The 26,988-nt window shown below is 64.8% G+C and carries 28 protein-coding genes and 1 riboswitch; of the genes, 18 read left to right on the top strand and 10 right to left on the bottom strand.

Annotation, left to right across the window (positions count from 1 at the left end):
• The 5 genes from OLW90_RS05555 (at position 1) to OLW90_RS05535 (ending at position 6,243) form a co-directional block, all read left to right on the top strand.
• Positions 1-804: a polyprenol monophosphomannose synthase gene (locus OLW90_RS05555; protein ID WP_319651749.1), complete on the top strand. Its 804-nt coding sequence runs from the start codon at positions 1-3 to the stop codon at positions 802-804.
• 95 nt (positions 805-899) lie between these two features.
• Complete coding sequence (locus OLW90_RS05550) at positions 900-1,883, top strand: ABC transporter permease (protein ID WP_319651748.1); 984 nt, start codon at positions 900-902, stop codon at positions 1,881-1,883.
• Positions 1,884-2,735, top strand: a complete 852-nt coding sequence (locus OLW90_RS05545; RefSeq protein WP_319651747.1) for an ABC transporter permease — start codon at positions 1,884-1,886, stop codon at positions 2,733-2,735.
• Positions 2,732-4,594, top strand: coding sequence for an ABC transporter ATP-binding protein (locus tag OLW90_RS05540; protein WP_319651746.1), 1,863 nt, complete (start codon positions 2,732-2,734; stop codon positions 4,592-4,594). Before OLW90_RS05545 ends, OLW90_RS05540 begins: the two co-directional genes overlap by 4 nt.
• Positions 4,591-6,243 (top strand): ABC transporter family substrate-binding protein, encoded by a 1,653-nt coding sequence (locus OLW90_RS05535; protein ID WP_319651745.1) that lies wholly within the window; start codon positions 4,591-4,593, stop codon positions 6,241-6,243. Before OLW90_RS05540 ends, OLW90_RS05535 begins: the two co-directional genes overlap by 4 nt.
• Before the next feature lie 3 nt (positions 6,244-6,246).
• Here OLW90_RS05535 and OLW90_RS05530 read toward each other — a convergent pair whose 3' ends face one another.
• Positions 6,247-6,636 (bottom strand): RNA polymerase-binding protein RbpA, encoded by a 390-nt coding sequence (locus OLW90_RS05530; protein WP_319651744.1) that lies wholly within the window; start codon positions 6,634-6,636, stop codon positions 6,247-6,249.
• A 98-nt stretch (positions 6,637-6,734) separates the two neighbouring features.
• On the opposite strand from OLW90_RS05530, the gene OLW90_RS05525 reads away from it, so the two are divergent.
• Genes OLW90_RS05525 through OLW90_RS05515 form a run of 3 tightly spaced genes read left to right on the top strand, consistent with a single transcriptional unit; the run spans position 6,735 to position 7,933 of the window.
• Positions 6,735-7,070 carry a hypothetical protein gene (locus tag OLW90_RS05525; protein WP_319651743.1) on the top strand — a complete coding sequence of 112 codons (336 nt, stop codon included), beginning with the start codon at positions 6,735-6,737 and terminating at the stop codon, positions 7,068-7,070.
• Positions 7,071-7,073: 3 nt separating this feature from the next.
• Complete coding sequence (locus OLW90_RS05520; RefSeq protein WP_319651742.1) at positions 7,074-7,769, top strand: YceI family protein; 696 nt, start codon at positions 7,074-7,076, stop codon at positions 7,767-7,769.
• Positions 7,766-7,933 carry a hypothetical protein gene (locus OLW90_RS05515; protein ID WP_319651741.1) on the top strand — a complete coding sequence of 56 codons (168 nt, stop codon included), beginning with the start codon at positions 7,766-7,768 and terminating at the stop codon, positions 7,931-7,933. Before OLW90_RS05520 ends, OLW90_RS05515 begins: the two co-directional genes overlap by 4 nt.
• A 39-nt stretch (positions 7,934-7,972) precedes the next feature.
• On the opposite strand, the gene OLW90_RS05510 is transcribed toward OLW90_RS05515, so the two are convergent.
• The 4 genes from OLW90_RS05510 to OLW90_RS05495 all read right to left on the bottom strand — a co-directional run bounded on the left by OLW90_RS05510 (position 7,973) and on the right by OLW90_RS05495 (position 9,965).
• Complete coding sequence (locus OLW90_RS05510) at positions 7,973-8,347, bottom strand: hypothetical protein (protein WP_319651740.1); 375 nt, start codon at positions 8,345-8,347, stop codon at positions 7,973-7,975.
• A gap of 91 nt (positions 8,348-8,438) precedes the next feature.
• Positions 8,439-8,813 carry an MmcQ/YjbR family DNA-binding protein gene (locus OLW90_RS05505; protein ID WP_319651739.1) on the bottom strand — a complete coding sequence of 125 codons (375 nt, stop codon included), beginning with the start codon at positions 8,811-8,813 and terminating at the stop codon, positions 8,439-8,441.
• A gap of 9 nt (positions 8,814-8,822) precedes the next feature.
• On the bottom strand, positions 8,823-9,530 hold the full coding sequence (locus OLW90_RS05500) for a hypothetical protein (RefSeq protein WP_319651738.1): 708 nt from the start codon (positions 9,528-9,530) through the stop codon (positions 8,823-8,825).
• 12 nt (positions 9,531-9,542) lie between these two features.
• Entirely contained in the window at positions 9,543-9,965 is a 423-nt protein-coding gene (locus tag OLW90_RS05495) for an ATP-binding protein (protein WP_319651737.1), read from the bottom strand.
• 218 nt (positions 9,966-10,183) lie between these two features.
• Between OLW90_RS05495 and OLW90_RS05490 the strand changes: the two genes are divergently transcribed.
• The 3 genes from OLW90_RS05490 to OLW90_RS05480 are packed head-to-tail and all read left to right on the top strand — an operon-like array spanning position 10,184 to position 13,019.
• The gene (locus OLW90_RS05490) at positions 10,184-11,287 is read left to right on the top strand and encodes an ATP-binding protein (RefSeq protein ID WP_319651736.1); all 1,104 of its coding nucleotides are present in this window, start codon (positions 10,184-10,186) and stop codon (positions 11,285-11,287) included.
• 5 nt (positions 11,288-11,292) lie between these two features.
• A complete protein-coding gene (locus OLW90_RS05485) occupies positions 11,293-12,117 on the top strand; it encodes a PhzF family phenazine biosynthesis protein (protein ID WP_413464502.1) in 825 nt (274 codons plus the stop codon).
• Between the two features lie 2 nt (positions 12,118-12,119).
• Positions 12,120-13,019, top strand: coding sequence for an arsenic resistance protein (locus OLW90_RS05480; RefSeq protein WP_319651734.1), 900 nt, complete (start codon positions 12,120-12,122; stop codon positions 13,017-13,019).
• Here OLW90_RS05480 and OLW90_RS05475 read toward each other — a convergent pair.
• Positions 12,997-14,121 carry an alpha/beta fold hydrolase gene (locus tag OLW90_RS05475; RefSeq protein WP_319651733.1) on the bottom strand — a complete coding sequence of 375 codons (1,125 nt, stop codon included), beginning with the start codon at positions 14,119-14,121 and terminating at the stop codon, positions 12,997-12,999. The two genes, OLW90_RS05480 and OLW90_RS05475, sit on opposite strands and share 23 nt — an antisense overlap.
• Positions 14,118-15,029, bottom strand: a complete 912-nt coding sequence (locus OLW90_RS05470; RefSeq protein WP_319651732.1) for a tellurite resistance protein — start codon at positions 15,027-15,029, stop codon at positions 14,118-14,120. Before OLW90_RS05470 ends, OLW90_RS05475 begins: the two co-directional genes overlap by 4 nt.
• Positions 15,030-15,130: 101 nt before the next feature.
• Here OLW90_RS05470 and OLW90_RS05465 point away from each other — a divergent pair, with 101 nt between their 5' ends.
• On the top strand, positions 15,131-16,456 hold the full coding sequence (locus OLW90_RS05465) for an MFS transporter (protein WP_319651731.1): 1,326 nt from the start codon (positions 15,131-15,133) through the stop codon (positions 16,454-16,456).
• Here OLW90_RS05465 and OLW90_RS05460 read toward each other — a convergent pair.
• Entirely contained in the window at positions 16,453-17,733 is a 1,281-nt protein-coding gene (locus OLW90_RS05460) for an SAM-dependent methyltransferase (protein ID WP_319651730.1), read from the bottom strand. The two genes, OLW90_RS05465 and OLW90_RS05460, sit on opposite strands and share 4 nt — an antisense overlap.
• Before the next feature lie 205 nt (positions 17,734-17,938).
• On the opposite strand from OLW90_RS05460, the gene OLW90_RS05455 reads away from it, so the two are divergent.
• The 3 genes from OLW90_RS05455 (at position 17,939) to OLW90_RS05445 (ending at position 22,277) form a co-directional block, all read left to right on the top strand.
• Positions 17,939-19,345, top strand: coding sequence for an NAD(P)/FAD-dependent oxidoreductase (locus OLW90_RS05455; RefSeq protein WP_319651729.1), 1,407 nt, complete (start codon positions 17,939-17,941; stop codon positions 19,343-19,345).
• A gap of 31 nt (positions 19,346-19,376) precedes the next feature.
• A riboswitch (TPP riboswitch) is annotated at positions 19,377-19,469 on the top strand.
• Positions 19,460-20,965: a bifunctional hydroxymethylpyrimidine kinase/phosphomethylpyrimidine kinase gene (locus OLW90_RS05450; protein ID WP_319651833.1), complete on the top strand. Its 1,506-nt coding sequence runs from the start codon at positions 19,460-19,462 to the stop codon at positions 20,963-20,965. (Overlaps the previous riboswitch by 10 nt.)
• 70 nt (positions 20,966-21,035) lie before the next feature.
• On the top strand, positions 21,036-22,277 hold the full coding sequence (locus tag OLW90_RS05445; RefSeq protein ID WP_319651728.1) for an HAAAP family serine/threonine permease: 1,242 nt from the start codon (positions 21,036-21,038) through the stop codon (positions 22,275-22,277).
• A 5-nt stretch (positions 22,278-22,282) separates the two neighbouring features.
• On the opposite strand, the gene OLW90_RS05440 is transcribed toward OLW90_RS05445, so the two are convergent.
• Positions 22,283-22,864, bottom strand: a complete 582-nt coding sequence (locus OLW90_RS05440) for a class I SAM-dependent methyltransferase (RefSeq protein WP_319651727.1) — start codon at positions 22,862-22,864, stop codon at positions 22,283-22,285.
• 25 nt (positions 22,865-22,889) lie between these two features.
• Here OLW90_RS05440 and OLW90_RS05435 point away from each other — a divergent pair, with 25 nt between their 5' ends.
• Entirely contained in the window at positions 22,890-23,831 is a 942-nt protein-coding gene (locus tag OLW90_RS05435; RefSeq protein WP_319651726.1) for a magnesium and cobalt transport protein CorA, read from the top strand.
• An 18-nt stretch (positions 23,832-23,849) separates the two neighbouring features.
• On the opposite strand, the gene OLW90_RS05430 is transcribed toward OLW90_RS05435, so the two are convergent.
• Positions 23,850-24,287, bottom strand: a complete 438-nt coding sequence (locus tag OLW90_RS05430; protein WP_319651725.1) for a PaaI family thioesterase — start codon at positions 24,285-24,287, stop codon at positions 23,850-23,852.
• Between the two features lie 47 nt (positions 24,288-24,334).
• Here OLW90_RS05430 and gndA point away from each other — a divergent pair, with 47 nt between their 5' ends.
• Positions 24,335-25,783, top strand: a complete 1,449-nt coding sequence (gene gndA / locus OLW90_RS05425) for an NADP-dependent phosphogluconate dehydrogenase (protein ID WP_319651724.1) — start codon at positions 24,335-24,337, stop codon at positions 25,781-25,783.
• A gap of 12 nt (positions 25,784-25,795) precedes the next feature.
• The gene (locus OLW90_RS05420; RefSeq protein WP_319651723.1) at positions 25,796-26,971 is read left to right on the top strand and encodes a DEAD/DEAH box helicase; all 1,176 of its coding nucleotides are present in this window, start codon (positions 25,796-25,798) and stop codon (positions 26,969-26,971) included.
• Positions 26,972-26,988: the final 17 nt, after the last annotated feature.

Here is a 26,988-nt window from a genome sequence, read left to right as displayed (position 1 = left end):
GTGCCTCGTCCCAGCGATGCAACTCTCGTGATCATTCCCACCTATAACGAGTTGGAGAATCTTCCGCTCATCGTCGGGCGGGTGCGCACCGCGGCCCCCGAGGTGGACGTGCTCATCGTGGACGATAACAGCCCCGACGGCACCGGCCAGCGGGCCGACGCCCTGGCGGCCGAGGATTCCCAGGTTCACGTGCTGCACCGCGAGGGCAAGGGCGGCCTGTGCGGGGCCTACGTGGCGGGATTCGGCTGGGGCCTGGAGCGGGGCTATACGGTTCTGTGCGAGATGGACGCGGATGGTTCCCACGCCCCGGAGCAATTGCGCCTGCTCTTGCAGGAGATTGACGCCGGGGCTGACCTGGTAATCGGCTCGCGCTACATCACCGGCGGCCGCGTGGTGAACTGGCCGATGAAGCGCTGGTTGCTCTCCAAGGCGGGCAACATGTACATCTCCGTGGCCCTGGGCGCAGGGCTCTCCGATATGACGGCCGGGTATCGGGCGTATCGCCGCGAGGTGCTAGAGGCGATGGATCTGGAGGAACTGGCCCAGGCCGGGTACATCTTCCAGGTGGATCTGGCCTGGCGCGCGGTGGAGGAGGGGCACGACGTGCGCGAGGTGCCCATCACCTTCACCGAGCGGGAGATCGGGGAATCCAAGCTGGACGGCAGCTTTGTCAAGGACAGCCTGGTGCAGGTGACCAAGTGGGGTTTGGCGCACCGTGGCGAGCAGGTGCGCAACCTGTATGCGGAATCCAGCAAGATCATCGGCCACGAGGTCAAGCGCTTCCGGCGCAAGCACCGAATTTAATCTGCACAAAATAGCCCACGAGATACCTGGATCACACTATCATTAGGTCTATCACACAACTTGTTAGATAGATTTCTACAGATAGGTGGAGGGCTATGGTTCGGTATCTCTTCCGCAAAACGCTCAGTTGGTTGGTCGTGATCTTCCTCGCCACCAACCTGGCCTACCTCATGGCGGCCACGTTCCTTGATCCGCGCTCAAACTATGCGGGCAGGAGGCCGCCGCTCTCCTCCGAGCAGATCGCGGATATTCTCACCCCGTTCAACCTCAATCCCGATGTCTCCCTCGTGCAGCGCTGGTGGACGTGGTTTCAGGGCGTGATCCTGCACTGGGATTGGGGAGTCTCCCCGGTGGGGGATGCCGTCCAGGATCAGATCGGCCACCGCATGTTGGTCTCCGCGCAACTACTGCTGCTGGCCACGATCCTCTCCGTGGTGATGGGCGTGGCCGTGGGCGTGTACACGGCGTCGCGCCAGTACCGGCGCGGCGACCGGGCCTGGCAGGGCATTTCCATCATCCTCATGAACACGCACGTGGTGGTGGCCTCCCTGGTGGTGGTCGCCGCAGGACTGTGGATCAATAGGGTCACCGGCCTGCGCATATTCTACGTCACGGGGGCGACCTCGCCGGACATCGTGGGGTTCTTTCCCAGGTTGCTCAATGCCGGGCAGCACCTTCTGCTGCCCACCATCGCCCTGGTGGCCATCTCCTATGCCGGTTACCACATGATGCAGCGCAGCCTCCTGCTGGATAATATCTCCGCCGATTATGTGCGCACGGCCCGGGCCAAGGGGCTCACCCGCAATCAGGCGGTGCGTCGCCACGCGCTGCGCACCTCCATCATTCCGGTGGCCACCTCGGTGGCGTTTTCCATACCCGGCATTTTCACGGGCGCGGTGATGACGGAACAAATCTTTGCCTGGAACGGCATGGGCCAATACTTCATCCAGACCATCAGCCGCAATGACGTGCATGGGGCCACCGCCGTGGCGGCCTTTAGCGCTTTGATGGTGGGGATCTCCGCCATCCTCGCGGATATTTTTGTGGTGCTCCTCGATCCCCGGGTGCGGGTGAGTTAAATGAATAAGCTGCGTTTATACACCCGACGGTACTTCCGCAACCGCATGGCGGTGCTGGGCCTGCTCATCTTTGCCGCACTGATCGCGCTCGCCGCCCTCGGCCCCTTCGTGGCGCAGTGGGCCTACGACGATCCCGATTTCCACCATCTTTCCTCCCCGCCCAGCGGGCTGCACTGGTTTGGCACCGATGACGCCGGCCACGATCTCTTCGCCCAGACGGTGCACGGCCTGGGCCGCTCCCTCATCATCGCGGTGAGCGTCTCCACCGCCACCTCGGTGCTATCGGCGTTCATCGGGGCGGGTGCCGCCCTCTACGGCGGCGCGGCCGAGCGGTTCGTGCTGATTCTCATTCACTTCCTGCTGGCTATTCCCACCTTCCTGCTCATCGCCCTGCTCGTCTCCGATTCCGGTGGGGATTGGAAGGTGCTCATCGTGGTGCTGATCGCCTTCGGCTGGATGTATCCGGCCCGGGTGATCTGGTCGCTGGCGCTGAGCGTGAAGGAGAATGATTACGTGCGGGCCGCTAAGTACATGGGGGTCTCCCGCGCCCGCACCGTGATAAGGCACATCATTCCCAATATCGGTTCCCTCCTGATCATTCAGTTCACCCTGGGGATCGTGGCCACCATCGGCTCGGAGACCGCGCTGTCCTTCCTGGGTCTGGGCGTGCAGCCCCCGGACGTCTCCCTGGGCACGCTGCTCTCCGTGGGCGCGGCGGGCCTCGAATCCGCCCCCTGGCAGTTCTACGTCCCCGCACTCACCCTCACGCTGCTGACCGTATCCATGGCCTTTATCGCAGACGGCCTGCGCGATGCCCTCGATCCTCATTCCCAGTCTGGAGGCCGAGCATGAATCACCCCGTTTTATCCGTATCCGATCTTCGCGTCACCTTTCCCTCGGAATCGGGGCCGGTCCACGCGGTGCGCGGCGTCTCCTTCGATCTCACCGCCGGGCGCACCCTGGGGATCGTGGGGGAGTCCGGCTCCGGCAAGTCCGTGACCTCTATGTCCATCATGGGGCTGTTGCCGGATTATGCCGCCGTCACCGGCTCGGTACGCTTTCAAGGGGAAGAGCTCCTGGGCAAGACGGACAAGGAGATGTCCGCGATCCGGGGCCGGGGAATCGGCATGGTATTCCAGGACCCGCTCTCCGCACTCACCCCGGTGTTTACCGTGGGCGCGCAACTCGTGGAGGCCATCAGGATTCACCAGCAGGTCAGCGCCAAGCAGGCCCGCGCCCAAGCCATCGAGCTGCTCGATCTGGTGGGAATCCCCGAGCCGCACAAGCACATCGGCTTCTTCCCGCACCAGTTCTCCGGCGGTATGCGCCAGCGCGTGGTCATCGCCATGGCCATCGCCAATAATCCCGCCGTGCTCATCGCCGATGAGCCCACCACGGCACTCGACGTCACCATTCAGGCGCAGATCCTCGACGTCCTCAAGGTGGCCCAGCGGGAAACCGGGGCCGCCACCATCATGATCACCCATGACATGGGCGTGGTGGCCCAGATGGCGGACGAGGTCCTGGTCATGTACGCCGGCGCGCCCGTGGAACACGGCAGCGCGGAACGCATCTTCCGCCAGCCCCGCATGCCCTACACGGTGGGGCTGCTGGGTTCCACCCCGCGTATCGACGTCGCTAAGCACGAGCCACTCACCCCCATCCAGGGTTCCCCGCCCACCCTCATCGACCTCCCCACCCGCTGCCAGTTTGCGCCGCGCTGCCCCGTGGCGCTCCCGGAGTGCTCCGACGCCGAGCCGGAACTCACCCACGTTGCGGACGGCCACCGGGCGGCCTGCCTGCGTTCGCCGGAGATCACGAACGGCACCATCGAGGGCAAACCCATGTATCCCGTCCCCACACGGGCAGACGATATTCTGCGCGACGTCCCCCGCGAGCAGCGCGCAACGGTGCTGGAGGTACACAACCTCGCCAAGAGCTATCCCATCATCAAGGGCGCGGTGCTCAAGCGGCAGGTGGGCACCAAGCAGGCCATCGAAAACATCTCCTTTGAGGTCAGGCAGGGCGAATGCTTTGCCATCGTGGGGGAGTCCGGCTCGGGCAAAACCACCACGCTCACGGAAATCATGAACCTCAAGCCCGCGCCGGGCTCAACGATCAAACTCCAGGGAAAGGACGTCTCCACCCTGACTTCCCGGGAGCGCAAGGACGCGCGGCGGGACATCCAGATCGTGTTCCAGGATCCCTTGAGTTCCCTCAATCCCCGCATGACGGTCAGGGAAATCATCGCGGAACCCCTCGTCGCGCTGGGGTATTCCGGCGACATCCCCGAGCGGGTGCGCGAACTCATGGCGCTGGTGCACCTGGGCGAGCACCAGCAGGACAGGTTCCCCAGCCATTTTTCCGGCGGACAACGCCAGCGCATCGGCCTGGCCCGCGCCCTCGCCACCAATCCCTCCCTCATCGTGCTCGATGAGCCCGTCTCCGCGCTCGACGTCTCCGTGCAGGCCGGGATCCTCAACCTGCTCGATGATCTGCGCCGCCAACTCGGCCTCTCCTACATCTTCGTCTCCCACGATCTCTCCGTGGTGCGGCACATCTCCGATCGGGTGGCCGTGATGCGCGCCGGGCAGTTCGTGGAGGTAGGGGATACCGAGGAGATTTTTACCCGCCCCACGCACCCCTATACCCGCGCGCTGATTGACGCCATTCCCATTCCCGATCCGGCCTCCCGGGAGGAGCAATCATGAAGAAAATATCGCTCATCGCCCTGCTCATCGCCGCGACCCTGGGCCTGGCCTCCTGTAACTCCATGCAGGAGGTGGAACTAGCGGTATCGCCCAACGGAGCCGCCAATAAAAAGGACCCGGGAGAGTTGCGCCAGGGTGGCACTCTTACGCTGCCCATCAGCGAGATCCCGGAGCAGCAAAACCCCCTACACGCCAATGCCACGGCCCCCGTGTCCACGCTGTGGGGCTGGTATATGCCACAGATGATGTCCAGCGATAGCGAGGGGAACCTCTCGCCCAACTCCCATTACCTCCTCGATGTGAGCGAAGAGGTCCGCGAGGGCAAAACCGTGGTGACCTATACCCTCAATCCCCAGGCCACCTTCAACGACGGCACGGCGCTAGACTGGCGCACCTTTGAAAACACCTGGCGCATTAACCGGGGAGACGACGATGCCTATCAACTTTCCTCCTCGGACGGCTATAACCAGATCGAGTCCGTGCGCCCCGGCGCGGACGAGAAGCAGGCGGTGGTGACCTATCGCCACACCTATCCCTGGTGGAGGGGGCTCTTTGGCCAACTCCTTCACCCGAGCGTTACCACGGCCGAGGACTTCAACGAGGGCTTCCTCCACCACCTGCCCAACGAGTGGGGTGCCGGGCCGTACCGGGTGGAATCGGTGGATTATCCCGGCGGCACCGTTACCTTTGTGCCCAATGAGAAGTGGTGGGGGAGCACCCCGAAGTTAGACAAGGTGATATTCCGGCAGATGGAATCACAGGCCTCCCTCAACGCCTTCCGCGCCGGGGAAATAGATTCCGTAAATATTTCCAATAAGAATCACCTGGCCGCCGTCCTGGGCATGGGCAAGCAGGCGGAACTCCACACGGCCTTAGATACCATCGTCATTCTGCTGAGCCTCAACGCGGAGTCACCCGTTCTCTCGGACATCGCCGTGCGCGAGGCCGTGATGTCCGGCATTGATCGCTCCCTGCTGGCCACGATCCAGTTCACCGGCATGGGGTACACGGAGGATCTACCCGGTTCCATGACCTTCCTGCAAAACCAAGAGGGCTACGCGGACATCCTGGGCGAACTCATCTCCTTTGATCCCGATTACGCCCGCGACCTCCTCGACCGGGCAGGGTGGGTGGAATCGGGCGACGGTATCCGCGTGAAGGAAGGGGAGCGGCTGACCCTGCGGTACCCCCTCTTTGGCGATAGTGCCGCCCAGAAGGCCATCTCCACCGCGCTGCAAAAGATGCTGCGCAATATCGGGGTGGAGTTAAAGATACAGTCCCGCCCCTCGGCGGACTTCGCCAAGGTCCTGGAAGAAAAGGACTTTGATCTCATCGGTTCCGCCGTTGTCAAAAATGATCCCAATGGCACCACGTATTTCCGCCAGCAGTACTACTCCGATTCCACGCTCAATTTGTCCAGCACCGGCACGGCGGAGATTGACGCGATGATTGATGAATTGGAAAAACTCCCCACGGCGGAGGAACAAAATGCCAGGGCCGTGGAGATAGAGCGGGTGGCCCTGGGCCAATTTGGCCTCATGCCCTACGCCAACGGCCCCCTCACGGTGGCCGTCAAACCGGGGCTGGCCAACGTTGGTTCCCTGACCTTTGGGCTCATACCCAAGGAGAATATCGGGTGGGTGAAGTAATTTTTACTTCCCGGCCTTGGCCGCTTCCTCTTCCTTCTGCTGCTTAAGGAGCTTGGCGGCGTTGCGGCGGCGCTTGCGCAGCGCCTCAATGCGCTCCTCTAGCAGTTCATCCAGTTCCTCGATGCTGCGGCGCTCCCGCAGCATGTCCCAGTGGGTGCGCGGGGGCTTCACGGGCTTGGCGTCCACGCCCTCGCCCTCGATGAGAATGCCCAACTGGCCGTTCTTGCACATCCACTCGCCGGGGATCTCGGCGTCGTCCGCAAAGGGAACCTCGTAGATCTCCCCGGATTCCGTGCGGTACTTCACCATCTGGCGGGGGGCCAGGTCGTGATCCCGATCCGTCTCGTAGCTGACCGCACCCATGCGGCTGCCTCGAAGCACCCGATCTGCCATTGCAGCATCAATCCTTTACATCCCGCGATTAGTACCAACTACGCGAGTATAACGAATCCCGCGTGCGGTTTGTTCCCATCCGGCCACGATGGTCTAGGATGAGTCACGTGACGCATAAGAAGCAACAACGATGCGCCTGGTGCGGCAAGGAAATGGATCCCTCCACCCGTGGGCGCCCCAAGAAGTATTGCAGCCCCTCCTGCAAGCAACGCGCCTACGAGCAGCGGCACAACATCACCGGCACCCGCATCCCCGAAAACGCCGTGATCATGACGGCCGACCGCGCGGAGCGCCTGCAAGATTCCCTCTTCGAGTTGCGCTGCTCGGCGGAGGACATCGCCACCGCCGCCCGCGAGGGAGCCAGGGGAGAGGAACTAGAAGAACTCTGCACCGAACTCGTGAATCTAGCGCGAACCATAGAAAAGCTGAGGTAGATCATGCTGCGTAACCGCAAGCTCATCATCACCATCTTCATCATCGCCATCACGCTCATCGCCGTGCTCTCCATCCTGCCCACGGTGATCAGCGCGATGAACGGACCCGGGGTGAAAACGGAAGGGCTCAACCCGCAGGGCGCCAAGGCGGCGTCGATAAGCATGAATGGACACTGGAAGGTCACCGCGCGAGCGGGGGAGAACACCACCTCGGCCGGGTACACCTTCCACGAGATCCTGCCCGGCGATAAGCGCGTTACCTCCGGTTCCACCACCAAGGTGGAGGGTTCCCTCAACGTGGATAATGACACACTCACCGGCGGCCTCATCACGGTGGACATGACGGAGGTGGCCTCCGATAACGAGCGGCGCGACATCAACGTGCGCACCAAGATCCTGGAAACGGATAAGTACCCCACCGCGGACTTCGAGGTTACCGCGCCCGTGGACCTCTCCGGGGTGCCTGACGACGGCACCATGGGGGAGGTCACCGTGCCCGGCAAACTCACGTTGCACGGGCACACCAAGGATGTCAGCCCCACGATGAAGGTTTTGCGTAGCGACGACTCCGTGGTGGTCTCCACCGACATTCCCCTCAACCGGGCCGATTATCAGGTGGAAACGCCGGACTTTGTGGCGGCCTCCATTGATGAGGAGGGGCACATCAATATCCGCCTGGCCCTGGAGAAGGCCGCATGAGCCCGGATCGCATGATTCCGGCGCTATGGCTGCGCCTCGCGGTGATCATAGCCTTTGCCGCGTGGGTGTTGATCCAGCAGATGTGGGTGATCGGCATGATCGCCGTGCTCCTAGGCGGAATCACCGTCGCCCAGCTCGTCGCCGCCTATCGGCAGCGAAAATAAAAAAGGCGGTGCCGTAACGGCACCGCCCACACAGGTCACTTAGTTGTTGGCCTGCTCGTCCAGCTTATCGGAGACGGTATCGGCGGCGTCGGACAGGCTGTTCGCGGCGTCGTCGGTCACCTCGTCCACCTTATTGGCGGCGTCATCCTTGGCGTCGGAGAGGTCGTTAGCCACCTCGTCCTTCTTCTCGTTGAGGCTATCCACGGCCTCGTTGGCGTTCTCGGACACCTTCTCGGAGGCGTCGGAAACCTCGGAGGAAACGGCATCGGCCGGGGCCGGTGCGGTGGTAGCGGGAGCGGTGGTCACCACGGCCTCGGTGGTGGCCTCGTTGCTATCTCCCTCGTCGGAGGAGCAGGCTGCCAGAGCCAGGGGAGCCACGGCCAGGAGGGGGAGCAGACGCAGTTTCTTGTTCATAATTCCTCGATTCCTTTCAATCGGTGGAAACCAACGCCATCCACCGTACATGATTTTCATAATGCGTGAACAAATGAAATGTCACGAGTGACTATTTACTATTACAGACCATAAGCGAACTATCCGCCATCAGATCGCACACTTCTCGCGCCGAGATCGGCCCGCCCAGGTGAACGGAAATCCAGTGCCGCTTATTCATGTGATACGCAGGGTAATAGCCGTTTTTGCCCAGCAAGAGGCCGATCACATCGGGGTCGTTTTTCACCACCAGGAGGTCAAAGTATTGCCCGGCCTCCGGGCCACTAAGACCAATTTTCTCCCCACGGACCCTCATCATCAGCCCGAACCACTTGCCGTTACCGGGACACCGGAACACCGCGGCGTCGGGGTGCAACTCGGGCCAGAGATATTCCGGCGACACCTCGTACCGCTGCTCAATGTGCCGTATCAGTTCTGCGCGATCCATCGCATTCCGCTATCTGATCAACCCGTTAAGGTACTCCGCCATATAGGGAAGGCTAAACTCCACCTTTCCCTGGGAGTGCGCCGCGATTAACTCCCGATAAATCAACTCGTGCCGCAGGCGCGACACCCCCGTGGTGGTCGAGCCCAGGGACTGAGCAATATCGACCACCGAGACGGCCTCATTATTGCCACTCAAGCGCGCCATCGCGTGCAGAAAATCGCGCTGCCGAGGAGGAACGGCATGCAGAGCCGGGGCATGAATCTGCGTGCCTATGCGCGCCACCGCATCATCAATAGAAGCCGCCACATGCTTCGCCGCGATCTGAGCGGAATGATCGAGCTTGGCCCTGGCCCAGGACACGGAACCCACCACCTGAATGAGGTATGGGTATCCCTGACTTATCTTTGTGGCCAGATCAATGGCCTCCTGGCTCATGGGACGTCCGCCCAATTCCGCGGTATCGCGCAGCAGGGCAGAGGTGGTCTGCTCATCAAGGCGGTTTAACTGAATACGCTCTGCGCGGCGCAAAAAGGTGGTGCCCGCCAACTGCAATAAATCCTCCACACCGCTGGGCAAACCCGCAGCCACAAAGGCAATATCCACCTCATCGCGGTGAAGATCCTGAATGGCCACCGCCAATTCGTGCAGGTGCTCCGGCAGCGCGCTTTGCACCTCGTCCACCGTAATCATCATTCCCGCGCCACGGGGCATGGTCACCGCCGCGAGATCCTACAACTCGCTTAAAAGATTACGCCGGGGCTCCGGTCGCGTCTTTTCCGTTTCCAAGGATAAGGACCCCACGGGGCTTATCGACGCCCCAGCAATCCGCGTTCGTCGCTGCGATGGAGATGCGTCAAGTGACTTATAAAGACGAGGGATGGTGACCTCAACGAGATCCCTCAGCATGTTGTCACCCACATGCGCACGCACAACCACCCACCCTTGGGCCTTGGCCTCCACCTCCAGTTCATTGAGCAACACGGTTTTGCCAATTCCTCGGGTGCCGGAGATCAGCGCCGTGCGCCACGGATTGCCCGCACCCTCCGCGAGAGCGAGGGCAAACTGCGAAACCTCGGGCTCACGCCCCTTGACCACAGCCGGAGAACGCCCGAAGGTCGGATGAAAGGGATTACGCGCCACGTGCTCGTCCATGCGACCTAGCATAAACCGCATAAACCGGATCGAGGCGCATAAACCGCATAAATGGGTTCCTGCCGCATAAACGCCAGCACCACCCCTCTTGTCCGATAATGTACATTATGTCATTTTAGATCGGGCTCAGACACCACGCCACACCCCGACCCCAGATTTATCCAAATTATCCAAGCCACCAGATTTATCCACTTTATCCACCGGCGTAGACTGATCCCATGACCAACCCCTTCCGGCCCGGCTTCGGAGAGTCACCCACCGTGTGGGCCGGGCGCGCACCCATCCTGGACAACTTCGCCCGCGCCGTCGAGACGCCCGGCGCCACGGGGCGCACCGTGCTCATCAACGGCTCGCGCGGCATCGGCAAGACGGCCTTGCTCAATGAGTTAGAGGACATCGCCGCCACGCGCGGGTGGATCGTTCTGCGTGCCCCCAGCCACGCCGCCATGCTCACCGAGTTGGTCGATCATTCCTTGCCCGCCGCCCTGGCCAAGCGCACGGAGAGCCCCGGCCGCCAGATCACCGGCATCTCCGTCGCCGCCATAGGATCGGTGACCACGCAGCCCGCCCAACCGCCGCAGATCACCCAGACCCTTACGTCCCTGCTGCGTCGCCTCGCCCAAGCCGTCCCGGGCGTGCTCATCACCGTCGATGAGGTGCAGGCCGCCCACCCGAGCAATCTCCAGCACCTCGCCACCTCCATGCAGGACGCCATCCGCGATGATCTCCCCGTGGCCTTTGCCGGGGCGGGCCTCACCGCCGGGGTTTCCGCGCTACTCGATCACCCCGGAACCACCTTCTTGCGCCGCAGCCTGCGCTATCAGCTCGCTCCCCTCACTCTCCCTGATTCCATTCGTTTGACAAATAAAACCGTGGAGTCCTCGGATAAGGCCATCACCCCACACGCCGCGGAAACCCTCGCCGCGCGGGCGCACGGCTACCCCTATCTCATTCAGCTCATCGGGGCGCTCGCCTGGGATCTCGCCGGCACCACCATCACGGAGCAGGAGGTTGAGGAGGCCACCAACCAGGCCATTCCCATCCTGGGCAACCAGGTTCACCTCCCGGAGGTGGCGGCGCTCTCCCACCGCCAGGTGGACTTTCTCCGCGCGATGGCCCATGTGGCCGATAGGGAGGGCACCGCGCGGATCAGCGAGGTCGCCGCCGCCATGTCTGCCTCCGTCACCTCCCTGTCCACGGCACGGAGGGCGCTTATCGACGCCGACCTGCTGCACGCCCCGGCCTGGGGAACGCTCCGGTTCCGCCTCCCCTATTTCCGCGAATTTTTGCTCGGCCCCGGCGGACCGCTGGAGGTAGCATGATCACCATGCGTCCCTTTGCCCAGGTCGATGTGTTTTCCCGCCACCCCTATAGCGGCAATCCCGTGGCCGTGATCCTCGATGCCCAGGGGCTTAGCGAGGATCGCATGCGCGCCATTGCCCGGTGGACCAATCTCTCGGAGACCACCTTTGTTCTCCCGCCCACCACCCCGGAGGCGGATTATCGGCTACGCATCTTTACCCCCACGCAGGAACTCCCCTTCGCCGGTCACCCCACCCTGGGGTCGGCGCGGGCCTGGGCGCAGCTTCGCGGCGTCGATAAGCCCAGGCTGGTGCAGGAATGTGCCGGTGGGTTGATCCCCGTGCGCCGGGAGGGCGAGGTCTTTTCCTTCGCCGCCCCGCCCACGCTGCGCTCCGGCCCCCTGGAGCCGGAGTATGTGGAGCGCATCGCGCGGGCCTTCCGCCTCGATCCGGCCGAGATCGTGGAGCATCAGTGGGTGGATAATGGCCCCGGTTGGGCCGTGGTCCGCCTGGAAAGCGCACAGGCGGTGCTCGATCTGGAACCGGACTTCTCCGTGATCCCCGAGGCCAAGGTGGGAGCCATCGGCCCCTATCCCGCAGGTGCCGAACACGCCTTTGAAATCCGTGCCTTCGCCCCCGGCGTGGGCGTGCCGGAGGATCCCGTGTGCGGCAGCCTCAATGCCTCCACCGCGCAATGGCTGCTGCGGGAGGGACTCGCCCCGCAGCGCTATACCGTTTCCCAGGGCGCGCGAGTACACCGGCGCGGGGAAATATCCATCCGGCAGGAGGGCTCGCGAGTGTGGGTGGGTGGTGCCACCTCCATCGGTTTCCAGGGCACGGCGCATATATAGAGATGAATGCCGCTATCGCGTGGTGGGATCGCCACCAGGTGCCGCTGTATCTCCTGGCCATCCTCTGCGGCGCGGCCCTGGGGCTTTCCCGCCCCGGCGCGGTGCCGGAATCCGTCCTCAATCCCCTGCTCGTGGCGCTCATGTACGCCACCTTCCTGGGGCTGCCGCTGACCGGCCTACACCGCCCGGATACCCGGTTCCTCGCCGCGCTGTCGGTGCTCAACTTCGTGCTGGTTCCCGCCGTGGTGTATGCGCTCAGCCGCCCCATCGCGCAGGATCACCCCACGCTCGTGGGCGTGCTCCTGGTCCTGCTGGCCCCGTGCGTGGACTACGTGCTCGTCTTTTCCGGGCTGGCCGGTGCGGCCAGGGAAAAACTCTTGGCGGCCACTCCCCTTCTCATGGCCCTGCAAATGCTGCTCCTGCCGGTGTACCTGCGGGTTTTCGCCCCACAGGCCCAAGAGGTGATCCGCCCCGGCCCCTTCGCCCAGGCATTCCTGCTTCTCATCGTTCTTCCCCTCCTGGCCGCCGCGCTCACTCAGCGCACTCCCGCTGCCGCTCGAGCGCGGGTGGCGTCGGAGGCCTGCATGGTGCCGCTGATGGTGCTCACTCTCGCGGCGGTGGCCACGCAGATACCCGCTTCCTTTCCGCTGCGGGTGATCCCTCTCTACGTCGCGTTTCTGCTCCTCATGGCCCCGATCGGGGCGCTCGTGGGCAGGGTGTTCCGCCAGGATATTCCCACCACCCGCGCGCTGGTGTTCTCCGGGGCCACCCGCAATTCCCTCGTGGTCCTTCCCCTGGCGCTGACCGTGCCGGGGGCGGCGGCCGTGGTGGTCGCCCAAACCCTGGTGGAGTTAGTGGGAATGGTGGCCTATATCCGTCTTATTCCCCGGTGGCTGCGGTAGCGGTCTCAATGCTCACGGTGCCCTCCAGCAGGCGGTGCACCGGGCACTTATCCGCCACTCGTAGCAGCCCGGCGCGCTGCTCCTCGGTCAGCGCGGGGTCGAAGTGGATCACTCGGTACATGGTGGTAAAAAGACCCTCCTCCCAACGGCGCTGCTTGAGGTCCACCTCCACGCGGGTGGTGCCCTGGTCGAAGCCCTTGCGGCGGGCATACATGCCCATGGTCATGGAGGTGCAGGCCACGAGCGAGGCCTTGAGCAGGTCAAAGGGGTTGGGGCCGAGGTCTGCGGCCCCGGCCACGGTGGTGGGTTCATCCGCCAGAATAACGTGGCGGCCCGCACGGATATTCGTGGTGAAGTCCGATCCCGGAGCGGGGGCGGCCGTGGCTGCCGTGGTGGTTTTCTCGGTGATGTAGCGCCCGGCCCAGGCGGCGATGACGTCGGCGGCGTAGGCCGCCTGCCCCGCGCCCACGAGGAGGTGATCGGCCCCGTCGAGGCTGATGAAGCTCTTGGGTTGGTGGGCGGCGCGGTAGATGGATTGGGCGTTGCCGATATTCACCACCTCGTCCTCCGGGGAGTGCATGACCAGCAGGGGCACGCGCAGGTCGCGGAGGCGATCGCGTTGTTGCTGGCCACAGATGTCCTCGATGAACTCGCTGCTTAGTTCCAGGGTCTTGCCGCCGATGGTCACCTCGGCGCGGCCCCGCTGGCGGATCGCGTCCACGTCCCCGGCAAAGAGGTCGGCCACGTGCCCGGGGTCGAAGGGCGCGGCGATGCTCACCACGGCGCTCAGCCCCTCGATGTCACCGGCGGCGGCGAGCGCGGCCGCCCCGCCGAGGGAGTGCCCGATGAGCAGGTCCGGGGCGCCGACGTTCTCCCTCATCCATTCCGCGGCCTGGCGCAGGTCGTGGACGTTGGAGGTGAAGTCCATCTCGGAGAAGTCCAGGCGCAGCACCGTGTAGCCCACCTCGGTGAGGCGGCGGGAGATGCGCACGGCGGCGGGAGACTTGGCGGAGCAGGCAAAGCAGTGGGCGAAGAGGGCGTATCCGCGCACCGCCCCCTCAGGACGGTCGATCACGGCGTGGGCGGTATCAATGCTTATCACGATGTTCTTTGTAGCAGATGGCTCGCGGCGCGGCTGGCCGCCAGCAGCCAGTGCACCACGAGGAGGCACAGCAGCCCGAGGCTGACCGCGTGGAGAGCCCCGCTGCCGCCGCTGAGTACAAAGGCACCGGCGCCGCAGGTGGCCACGGGGAAGGTGGAGGCCCACCACGTGGGGTTATAGGGCGCCCACTGCGGGATACTGCTCCAGTGCCGCCACGCCGCCCAACAGGCCAGGGGCACGCCTATGCCCAGCACCACCCAGCCGTAGGCGCGCGGCCCGCCCAGGGTGAGCACGGCCACCACGGATTGCCCCACGATGCCCAGGGGTATCCAGCAGGTGGCCGCCAGGGGCGCGGGCGGGCCGAGCGGCAGCATGCGGCGGTACACCAGGATAAAGGCGGGAATGGCCCCGGTGATGGCGAGCGCGCACAGCGCCCAGCCCACGGCCCTGGCTATCGACGCCCCCGCTAACTCCCCCGAGGCCGCCCACTGAGCAAACCCCACGGCGGGCACCACGGGGGACATGACGGGAAAGAGCGAGAGGAAGTTTGGTTCCTTCCGCAGCACCGGCCAGTAGGAGATATTGGCGCTCACACAGATGATCGCACCGAGGACCACCAGTGCCGCGTGCAGCCACCACTGGTGGGTGAGCGCGGTCTGGGCGGTGCCCACGGTGGTGATGGACATTCCTAATAACGCCCAGGCGGGCATGGCCACGCGCTGAAGCGGGGGTATTCGGTGGCGCGCCCAGCCTGCGAGAATGGCAAGGATCAGGGCGGCGGCCAGAATCAGGGCGAGGGCGGACACGACATTCCAGCCGTGCAGGCGGCTGAGCGTGGCCAATCCCCCGGTGCCCAGGGCGGCACCGGCCCAGGCGGGGCCGAGGGGTGGGAGGTTTCCTTTTTTCATAGTCCTCTATCCAACGCGAGGCGCGGCGGCGGGCACGCAATTATTTTCATCTCACAATACAGGATTTGCCATCCCATAATACGGGAAACTATCGTGTGGCCATGACCACTCCCCCTACCCTCACCCGGCGCGATCGGGCCCGCGTTGTCACCGCCTCCACCGTGGGCACCACCATCGAGTTCTATGACTTCTATATCTATGCCACCGCCACCGTCGCGGTCTTTCCCTACCTCTTCTTCCCCAAGTCGGAGAACCCCACCATCGGGCTGCTGGCCTCCTTTGCCACCTTTGGCCTGGCATTCTTGGCCCGGCCGCTGGGCTCCATCGTTTTCGGCCACTTTGGCGATGTGATTGGCCGCAAGGCCACGCTGGTCTTTGCCCTTTTAACCATGGGCATTGCCACCTTCCTCATCGGCCTGCTGCCCACGTATCACCAGATCGGCATCGCGGCCCCGGCACTGCTGGCGCTGATGCGCTTTTGTCAGGGCCTCGGCCTGGGCGGCGAGTGGTCCGGCGCGGCCCTGCTCGCCACCGAGACCGCCGAGGAGGGCAAGCGCGCCTGGGCCGCCATGTGGCCGCAATTGGGCGCGCCCTTTGGGTTCCTTCTGGCCAACGGCCTCTTTTTGATCCTGGTCACGGCCTTTGATTACACCAACGGGGATATGGATAACGCTTTTATGGTGTGGGGTTGGCGCATTCCCTTCCTGGCCTCCGCGGTCATGGTGGCCGTGGGGCTCTACGTGCGCCTGCGCCTAGAGGAGACGCCGGTGTTCCAACAGGCCATCGACCAGAACAAGCGCGTGTCCTCCCCGCTGAAGGAGGTATTCCGCACCGCCGCGCGGCCGCTGGTGATCGGCACCTTTGTAATGGTGGGCTGCTATACCCTCTTCTACCTGGTCACCACGTGGATTCTTTCCTACGGCATCAATGAGCACGGCCTGCAATTTGAGTACACGGCCTTCCTCAAACTCCAGCTCATCTCCATCTTCGCGTTCATCGCCGGAGTGCCGCTGTCCGGCTGGCTGGCCGATAAGTTTGGCCGCAGGCCCACCCTGCTGTGGGTCACGGTGGCCATGATCGTGTTCAGCGCCAGTTTCTCCCTGTTCCTGCACCAGCAGACCGCCACCACCGGCAGCGTCCTAGCCTTCCTCACCATCGGCATGTTCCTCATGGGTCTGATCTTTGGCCCCATGTCCGCGGTGCTGCCGGAACTCTTCCCCACCAATGTGCGCTACACCGGCTCCGGCATTTCCTATAACGTCGCCTCGATCCTGGGCGCGGCCATCGCCCCCTTCATCGCCACCGCCCTGGCCGCCAACTATGGCGTGACCTACGTGGGCCTCTACCTCGGCGTGGTTTCCGCTGTCTCCTTGGTGGCCATCCTGGTCATGCGCGAGACCCGCGAGCAGGACATGACCACCATCTAGCGCCCCCGCCTGCGGCGGTGGGTCAGCGTGAACTGCACGGCCTCGATCCGGCCGAGGTCCAGCAGCGCCCGCCGCAGCGCGAACTGGAAGCGCCACAACCGACGAAACACCGGGTCAAATCCCGCCGCGGCGGCCTCGCGGGAGTGCCCCTCAAAGCACTCCGATTGCATCTTCAACGCCAGGCAGTAGTGCTCGGCAAAGTGCCGCTGCCCCACCACCCGCAGCCTGCTGGACTGATCCGCAAGCCGGTGCACCTCCTCCACCGTGGGGTATTCCAGCCCCGGCCAGATATAGGCGCGCAGCACATCCAGGCTGCGCTGCGCCGCAGCATCAAACTCCGGGGTGGCCGCCAGGGTCTGCACCGCGCAGTACCCGCCGGGGCGCAGCGAGCGATCCAGGCTGGCCATGAACTCCGCGCGCTGCCCGGGGGCCAGGAGTTCCAGGTATTCCACGCTCACCACGGCCTCGGCGGCGGGCTGCACTCCCCCCGGCGCGATCGGCTGCGGCATCGTCACCGTGCGCGCCGTGGTCACACCGGCCAGGGTGAGCCGTTCCTCCATCGCCCCGGCGCACGCGCTATCGGCGGTCACCGCGCTGGGGTGCGCGCCGCGTTCCTCGGCCGCGATGGCCACCGCGCCGCCCGTAGCGGGGTATTCCAGCACGTCGGTGCCGCGCCGGGCCTCGGCGGCGTCGAGAAGCGCCCGGATCACCCCCGCCTGCGCGGTGCCCAGATCGGCGCGTTCCACGGCCACGGGTGGGGCCACGCGGGTGATGTCCACGAAGTGCGTGGCGGGCTCGCTGCCGTGGCCGGCACCGGAGACATAACTGGGCATGGATTCCCGCACCGTGGTGGGCACGCCCGATTCAAAGAGCCCGCCCATGAGGCTCATGCCATCGGCGGAGGAGAACTCCACGAGGTCGGCGGGCAGCGCGCCGCCGTCGTACGTACGGGGAACCACCTCGCCGCGCGGGGGTTTGTAGCCCACTCGCAGCAGGGCGGTGAGCACCTCGTGGAGATCGGCAGCGTGCCACTCCCCGGCCATGTAGGACTCCGCCAGGCCCAGCCACCCGGAGGAGGCGATGCGATAAAAAAGTTCGTCGTGCTCCACCACCAGGTCGGGGCGCTCCGATTCCAGATCCAACTCCGCCTCCGCGCAGGCGTGCGCAAACTCCGCCTCCGCGCGGCGGGCGCGCCTGCGCAGCCGCCAGTCCCGTGGCACGGCCCTTAAACCGGGCCATGCGTGGACGTCGATGGCGGTGAGATGCTGGTCTGTCATTGTGCCTCCGTACCCATCAATACCGCAGCCCAACGATACCTAGACCACACCGAGGCGCGCTAAAACCAACATCGTCGCGCACGGGCTTCTGTGTTTCGGCCCGAATGGGTGGATTCCTGTGGCCCCTGCCCTGCCAAACGTGAGCCGGGCGACTATCATCATCACCACTGAATAAACAAGAAGGTTACAGGAGCGCGAAAACCCCATGTCATCTGCTAAGAAAGCCTATCGCCCCGCCGGTGGTCGCCATCACGTCGTGGTGATCGGCTCCGGCTTTGGCGGCCTCTTTGCCACCAAGGATCTCAAGGACGCTGACGTCGATGTCACCCTGATTGATCGCGGCAACCACCACCTCTTCCAGCCGCTGCTCTACCAGGTGGCCACGGGCATCCTGTCCTCCGGGGAGATCGCTCCCTCCACCCGCCAGATCCTGGCCGGGCAGGAGAACGCCTCCGTGGTCAAGGGCGAGGTCACCGACATTGACGTGGAGACCAAGACCGTGACCACCCACCTGGGCAATTACGAGCGCAGCTACGAATACGATTCCCTCATCGTCGCCGCCGGTGCCGGGCAGTCCTACTTTGGCAACGATCACTTTGCCCAGTACGCCCCCGGTATGAAGACGCTGGACGATGCCCTGGAGATCCGCGCCCGGATCATCGGCGCCTTCGAGCGCGCCGAACTGACCACCGACCCCGCCGAGCGCGAGCGCCTGCTCACCTTCGTCATCGTCGGCGCGGGCCCCACCGGCGTGGAACTGGCCGGGCAGTTGGCCGAGATGGCGCACCGCACCCTCTCCGGGGAATACCGCAACTTCTCCACCGACTCCGCCAAGATTTTGCTTCTCGACGGCGCCCCCCAGGTGCTCCCGCCCTTTGGCAAGCGCCTGGGCCGCAAGGCGCAGCGCCAGTTGGAAAAACTCGGCGTGGAGGTCAAACTCGGCGCGATGGTGACCAACGTGGACGAGACCTCCGTGACCTACAAGGCCGGGGAGGAGGAACACACCATCGAGAGTTACACCAAGATCTGGTCCGCCGGTGTGGCCGCCTCCCCGCTGGGCAAGCTCGTGGCCGAGCAGGCGGGCGTGGAGGTGGACCGCGCCGGACGCGTGCAGGTCAATCCCGATCTCTCCGTGGGCGAGCACAAGAACGTCTTTGTCATCGGTGACATGATGGGGCTCAACCGCCTGCCAGGCGTGGCCCAGGTGGCCATTCAGACCGGCCAGTATGTGGCGGAGCAGATCGCCGCGGAGACCGAGGGGGAGCAAAAGCCCGAGGATCGCGTGCCTTTCGAGTACTTTGACAAGGGTTCGATGGCCACCATCTCCCGCTTCTCCGCCGTGGTGAAGATGGGCAAGGTGGAGGTCACCGGCTTCATCGGCTGGGTGCTCTGGCTGGCCGTGCACGTGATGTACCTGGTGGGCTTCCGTAATCGCCTGGTAGCGGCCTTTGCCTGGGGCCTCAACGCGCTTTCCCGCAAGCGCTGGAACCTGGCCACCACCCGCCAGCAGCTTCACGGCCGCAACGGCCTGAACAAGCTCAACGGCCTAGTGGGTTCGGACGCGGACTTCCCCATCGAGGTACGCGATACCCGCCGCTTCGGAGAGAAGTAACCCCTCTCCACCGTCCCTTCTGCTAGTCTGGCCGCAGGCAACGGGGTGCGCTTAAGCGCTGAGATTATACCCGTGGAACCTGCTCTAGTTCGGACTAGCGAAGGGATTTGTCACATCGTGATACCGCGCGTATTGACCATCGCCGGAACCGACCCCACCGGGGGTGCCGGTATCCAGGCGGACATCAAGGCCATTTCCGAGGCCGGGGGTTTCCCCCTTTCCATCGTCACCGCCCTGGTGGCGCAGAATACCCAGGGTGTGCGTTCTATTCACACCCCGCCCCAGGATTTCCTGCTGGCCCAGTTGGACGCCGTCTTTGAGGATGTCCAGGTGGATTCCCTCAAGATCGGCATGCTGGGCGGGGCGCAGACCATCGCCACCGTGGCAAGGTACCTGCGCGAGCACCCCGTGGGCCCCATCGTGCTCGATCCGGTCATGGTGGCCACCAGCGGGGATCGCCTGCTTGACCGCGACGCCGAATCCGCCATCGCGGAACTGTGCGCCCAGGCGGACGTTATCACCCCCAACCTGCGCGAACTGGCGGTGCTCGCCCACACCACACCCGCCCGTGACCTGGAGGAGGCCATCTCCCAGGCACTACCGCTGGCCCAAAACTGGGAAACCAGCGTGGTGGTCAAGGGCGGACATCTCACCGGCAGCGCGGATAACGCCCTGGTCACCCCCGATGGCTCCGTCCACCGGGTGCCCTGTCCCCGGATTAACACCCCGCACACCCACGGCACCGGCTGCTCCCTTTCCTCCAGCCTGGCCACGCGCCTGCTTATCGACGCCACGCCCCACGCCGCCCTCACCTGGTCCACCCGCTGGTTGGCCGAGGCGATCTCGCACGGCGGGGATCTCCACGTGGGTCGGGGCAACGGGCCGGTGGATCATTCCCATCGCAGCCGACGCCTCAGCGCCCAGGCCTCCACCGCGCCCTGGCCGTGGCCCACGGAGTTCGCGCCGCAGCCCACGCCCGATGATTCCTGGGCCGCCGGGCCCTGGACCCGCGCGCTGTGGGAACTGGCGCAGACTCCCCTGGCGGAAACCTACGCGCTGGACTTTATCCGGCAACTGGGCCACGGCAGCCTGGATCGTGGGGACTTCCTCTTCTACCTCGCCCAGGATTCCCACTACCTGCTTTCCTATTCCCGCACCCTGGCCCGGGTGTCCTCGCGCTGCGATCACCCCGAGCACTCCACCCGGTGGGCCCAGGACGCCGCCGCATGCCTCGAGGAGGAGGCCCAGCTGCACCGCTCGGAGTTGGGTGCCCTCACCGAGGAGGTCTCCCCCACCACGCTGGCCTATACCTCCTTTCTCTCCGCCGCCGCCGATTCCGGGAGTTACGCGGAGGCCGCCGCCGCGGTGCTGCCCTGTTACTGGCTCTACGCCCACATTGGGCTGCGCCTCAGCGAGGGGATCACCCCGGATCACCCCTACGCCCCGTGGTTGAGCACCTACGGCGACTCGGACTTCCTCGACGGCACCCGCCAGGCCATCGCGCGCGTGGAATACGCCTTAGAGCAGGCTTCCCCGGCCGAACGACTGCGTGCGGCGCGGGCCTTCGTGGCGGCCTGTTACTTCGAGCGGGACTTCTTCGCACAGGCCTCCTGCCGCTGATTGTGCGTGCCCTCACCCCAGGCTCTACAGTGTCATAGGAATTACCCCTCAATAAGCAAGGACGCTTCCTATGGCTACTACCACACAGCGCCCGCCGCGCGGCCTCGACGCCAGTTGGACCATCTCATTATTTGGTACCGCCGTGGGCGCCGGTATCCTCTTCCTGCCCATCAATGCCGGCAGTTCCGGCGTGTGGCCGCTGCTGATCGCCACGCTGCTCATCGGCCCGATGACGTACTTCTCGCACCGGGCCCTGGCCCGCATGGTGTGCGTCTCTCCGCGCAAGGGCGAGGACATCACCGTGGTGGCCCGCGACTATTTTGGGGAGAAGATCGGTTGGGTCATCACCCTGCTGTACTTCGCCGCGATCTATCCCATCGTGCTCATCTACGGGGTGAGCATCACCAATACGGTGGATAGTTTGATCGTCAATCAGCTCAACGGCCCGCAGATTCCCCGCGCGCTGCTCTCCGGCCTGCTGGTGGGCGGCATGACCTTGATCCTGGTGTTCGGCCAAAAGATCATGCTGGCGGTCACCCAGGTGTTGGTGTACCCCCTGATCTTCCTGCTGGGAGCCATCTCCCTGTACCTGATCCCCTCCTGGGACTTCGAGGGGTTCTTCGGCGCTCCCGGCAAGGGCGTGTGGGCCACCGTGGCGGCGGTGTGGTTGGTGATCCCGGTGCTGGTCTTTGCCTTTAACCACTCCCCGGCCATCTCCCAGTTCTCCCTGGCCATGCAGCGCAATCACGGGGAGAATGCCACCCGGCGCGCCTCCGTGGTGCTGGCGTACACCGCGATCCTGCTCACCGTGTTCACCATGTTCTTTGTGTGGTCGTGCTCCCTCGCCCTGGGCACGGAGGGCCTGGCCGCCGCCCGCGAGGCCAATCTCCCGGTGCTGTCTTATATGGCCAATGTGTTTGATAACCCGGTGCTTTCCTACCTCGCGCCGATCATCGCCATCGCGGCCATCGTGTCCTCGTACTTCGGCCACGTGCTCGGCGCGGCGGAGGGCGCGCAGAGCATTGTGCGCGGTGTGGTCAAGCGCGATCTTCCGCAGCGGCCCCTGGAATTAGGCGTGTACGCCTTCATCTTCCTCACCACGTGGCTGGCGGCCATCATCAATCCCAGCGTGCTGGATCTCATTGAGACTCTTTCCGGCCCCGTGATCGCCGCCCTGCTCTACCTCATGCCCATGTACGCCATCGCCAAGGTTCCGGCGCTCGCGCCGTATCGCAAGCAGGCCTCGAACGTCTTTATCGTGATCTCCGGGCTGGTGGCCATCAGCGCCATCGTGTTCAAGATCGTGGCTTAGGGCCACTAGGACCGCAGCACCGCCACCAGGAAGTCCGATTCCCGGGTGAAGGGCCGCATGTCCCAGGTGGAGTATTGGTGCTCCACCTCTAGCCCGGCGCTGCGGCAGGTATCCAAAAAATCGGGGAACTCCCAGCCGCGCCCGGCCCCAAAGCCCACCGCGGCGCGTCCTCCCGGGGCAAGCGACCGGGCGATGTTTTTCACCGCCGCCGCGCGTCGATCGGCCTCGATGAAGCCCATGACGTTCCCGGCGCAGACCACCGCGTCGTACCGTCCCTGCGGCAGCGGGTCTATTCCCAGGTCCCCCACCTCCCAGGTGGCCTCGGGGTAGTCCTGGCGCGCGTGTTCGATGAGCACCGGATCGAGGTCTATCCCATCAACCCGGTGGCCGCGCCGGGAAAGCCAGCCGCCGATCCTCCCGGTGCCGCAGCCAGCGTCGAGGATACGTGCCTGGCGGGGCACCAGGGCGTCGATAAGCCGGGCCTCACCGAAGATATCCTTGCCGCTAGCGGCAATGCGACGCCAGCGCGCGGCGTATTCCTCGGAGTGGTGGGGATTGCGGGCGATGATTTCTTTCCAGGTGGGCATGAGCGCCAGTGTATCCTGCTCAACCATGGATTTATGCCGTTCTTTCCGCGATGGTGTTCCCGGCCCGTGCGACGCCCCTGGGGATTTCACCTGGTTGGACCTGCACTCCCCCACCAGCACGCGCATGGAAGAGGTGGCTCGGCACTACGAACTCGATGAACTCATCGTGGAGGATGCGGTCACGGCCAGGCAGCGCCCCAAGGTGGAGCGCTATGATTCCCATCTTTTTCTGGTCATGCGCACGGTGGCCTATACCGAGGGCCCGAGCGATCCGCGCCAGATCATCCGCACCGGCGAGGTGCACCTGGCGATAGGGCCGCGCTTTGTGCTCAGCGTGCGGCACGGGGCGCAGGTGCCGGGGCTGCTTGAGCGGTTGGATAGGCCGCTGGAACTGGCGGATCACGGCCCCTTTTCCCTGGCCTGGGCCACGGCGGACATCATCGTGACGAAGCACCTGCGCATTGCCGATGAATTGGAGCAGGATCTCGATGAATTAGAGGAAGATGTGTTTGATCCCAGCGCGGATTTCCACATCGACGAGATTTATCAGCTCAAGCGCGAGGTGCTGGAAATGCGACACAGCATTGCCTCCCTGCCCACCGCCCTAACCAGCCTGATCACCCGGCACGGGGACCTGCTCAGCAAGGAGGTTCATTCCTATTTCCGCGACGTGGCCGATAATGCCACCATTGCGCGGGATCGAGTGATTAACCTCGACGATCGCCTCAGCGCCCTCATCGACGCCGGGGCCGCCAAGGTTTCCCTGCAACAAAACCAGGACATGCGCAAACTCTCCGTGTTAGCGGGCATGGTGGTGCTGCCCACCCTCATCGCCGGGATTTACGGCATGAACTTTGAGGACATGCCGGAACTCCACTGGGCGCTGGGCTATCCCTTTGCCCTGGGGCTCATGGCGCTCTCGATGGCGTTGGTGTGGTGGGTGTGCCGCAGGCGCGGCTGGATCTAACCTAGCTCTAATACAGCCTTAGCTCGCCAGCATGGTGCGCAGCCGCCCCAGGGCCACCAACTTACCCTCGTGCTCCATGCGTACCTCCCACAGTTGGGTGCGCCGCCCCTGTTGAATGGCCGTGGCCTGGGCCGTCACCGTCCCGGAGGACACCGGGCGCAGGAAGTCCGTGGTGTTATTGACGCCCACGATCGGCCTGCCCTCGGAGGCCACCAGCGCCGCGAGCGAGGCCACCCCCTCGGTGAGAACGCAGTACATGCCCCCGTGGACCAGCCCCATCGGCTGCTTGTGGCGGCCGTCCACGTCCATCTCCGCGCGCACCCCGTCCGGGCCCACGGCGGTGAAGCGAATCCCCAGGGCCGCCTCGGCCCCCTGCTCGGCGGCGTTGATCCGGTCGAGTATCTCCTGGGGCAGGGGTTCGCGCGCGGCCAATTGCATCATCTCTGTGAAGTCCATCTCTCTATCCAAGCACTTTTCTTGGCTCACAGGGTAGTGTTTTGGGCATGACTAATACTTCGCAGGCACAGATCGGCGTCATCGGGCTCGCGGTGATGGGCTCCAACCTCGCCCGTAATTTTGCTCATCACGGGCACACCGTGGCCGTGTATAACCGCACCGCCGCCAAGACCCAGGACTTCATGGGCCGGTACGCCTCGGAGGGCACCTTCCTGCCCGCCGAGACCATCGAGGAGTTCGTGGCCTCCCTGGAGCGCCCGCGCCGCGCCATCATCATGGTGCAGGCCGGTGCCGCCACGGATGCCGTGATTAACCAGCTCGCGGACGCGATGGAGGAGGGAGACATCATCGTCGATGGTGGCAACGCCCTCTACACCGATACCGTGCGCCGGGAAAAGGAAATTTCCGCGCGCGGCCTGCACTTTGTGGGCACCGGCATTTCCGGCGGCGAGGAGGGCGCACTCAACGGCCCTTCGATCATGCCGGGCGGTACGGCGGAGTCCTACGCCTCCCTGGGCCCCCTGCTGGAGGATATTTCCGCCAAGGTGGACGGCACGCCGTGCTGCACCCACATCGGCCCGGACGGCGCGGGGCACTTTGTCAAGATGGTGCACAACGGCATCGAGTACGCCGACATGCAGGTGATCGGCGAGGCCTACCACCTGCTGCGCTACGCCGCAGACCTAGAGCCCGCCCAGATCGCGGAGATCTTCACCGAGTGGAACAAGGGCGACCTTAACTCCTACCTCATCGAGATCACCGCCGAGGTGCTCGCCCAGGTGGACGCCGCCACCGGCGCGCCGCTTATCGACGTCATCGTGGACTCCGCGGGCCAAAAGGGCACCGGCCGCTGGACGGTTAAGGCCGCCCTGGATCTAGGGATTCCCGTCACCGGCATCGGCGAGGCCGTGTTTGCCCGCGCGCTGTCCGGGGCCCGCACCCAACGCGCCGCCGCCCAGGGGCTGCCCACCGGCACGCTCACCACCCTGGCCGACCTCGGGATCAGCACCCAAGACTTCATCGAGGACATACGCCGCGCGCTGTACGCCTCCAAGATGGTGGCCTACGCCCAGGGCTTCGATGAGATTCAGGCGGGCTCGGCGGAAAATAACTGGAACGTGGATCCCCGCGATCTGGCCACCATCTGGCGCGGCGGCTGCATCATCCGGGCCAAGTTCCTCAACCGGATCGTGGACGCCTATAACGATAACCCCCAGGTGGAGTCCCTCCTGCTGGCCCCCTACTTCACCGAGGAAGTTTCCCACTCGCTGGATTCCTGGCGCCGCGTGGTGGTCACCGCCACCCAACTGGGCCTGCCCATTCCGGTCTTTGCCTCCTCCCTGTCCTATTACGACAGCCTGCGCGCCGAGCGCCTGCCCGCCGCCCTCATTCAGGGCCAGCGCGATTTCTTCGGTGCCCACACCTACGAGCGCACCGATCGCCCCGGCCACTTCCACACCCTGTGGTCTGAGGATCGCTCCGAGGTGGAGGCCTAGTAGACTCACCGGGTGACTTCTTTCGCAGACCTCGGCCTCCCCGATCCCCTTCAACGCGCCCTGCGCGCCCAGGGGATCACCACCGCCTTCCCCATTCAGGAGGCCACGATCCCGGATATTCTCTCCGGGCGCGATCTCCTGGGGCGAGGCCCCACGGGTTCGGGGAAAACCTTTGCCTTTGGTCTGCCCATGCTCGCCCGGCTCTCCGGGGCCCCCTCGCGCCCCGGTCACCCGCGCGGATTGGTGCTGGTTCCCACCAGGGAACTCGCCGCTCAGATCAAGGAGCGCCTGGCCGATCCCGCCGCCGCCCTGGGGCTGCGCGTGCTCGACGTGGTGGGCGGCATCAACATCAAGCGGCACAAGACCGCCCTGGCCGCCCCGGTGGACCTGCTGGTGGCCACCCCCGGGCGCGCCCAGGACCTCATCAACCAGCGCGCCCTCTTCCTCGACTCCGTGCAGATCACCGCGCTGGACGAGGCCGATCAGATGGCGGACATGGGCTTTTTACCCCAGGTGCGCAGGCTGCTCGATCTCACTCCCCCCGGCCAACGCCTGCTCTTTTCCGCCACCCTGGACGGTCAGGTGACCACCCTGGTCAAGCGCTACCTCACCGACCCCGCGGAGCACTCCACCGCCCCGGTCAAGGCCGCCGTGAGCACCATGACCCACCACAAGTTCCTGGTGGGCACCCGCGAGGCCCGCAACGAGATCGTGCTGCGCATCGGGGCGCGCAAGGGCCGCACCATCATGTTCATGCGCACCAAGCACGGGGTGGATCGCCAGGTGAAAAAGCTCCAGCGCGCCGGGATCAAGGCCGCAGGCCTCCACGGGGATAAGGGCCAGTCCACCCGCACCAAGGCCATCGCGGGCTTTTCCGATGGCTCCATTCCCGTGCTAGTGGCCACGGACATCGCCGCGCGCGGCATCGACATCGGGGAAGTCTCCCTGGTGGTGCACGTGGATCCGCCCGCCGAGCATAAGGCCTACCTGCACCGCGCCGGGCGCACCGCGCGCGCCGGGAGCGAGGGCACCGTGGTCACTCTGGTGATGGAGAACCAGGAGGACGAGGTGGCAAAGCTCCTGCGCAAGGCCGGGGTCACCGCCAGGGAGGAAAAAGTCTCCCCGGATTCCCCCGCTTTGGCTAAGATCACGGGTGCACGTATCCCCAAGAAGAAGGCTGGTGCCTAAGACCCCGCCGGGTCTAC

It is taken from the genome of Corynebacterium sp. 21KM1197, assembly GCF_033783015.1.
GTDB lineage: Bacteria > Actinomycetota > Actinomycetes > Mycobacteriales > Mycobacteriaceae > Corynebacterium.
Note: the sequence above shows the minus strand (reverse complement) of the source record. Positions and strands in the feature narration are given on the sequence as shown.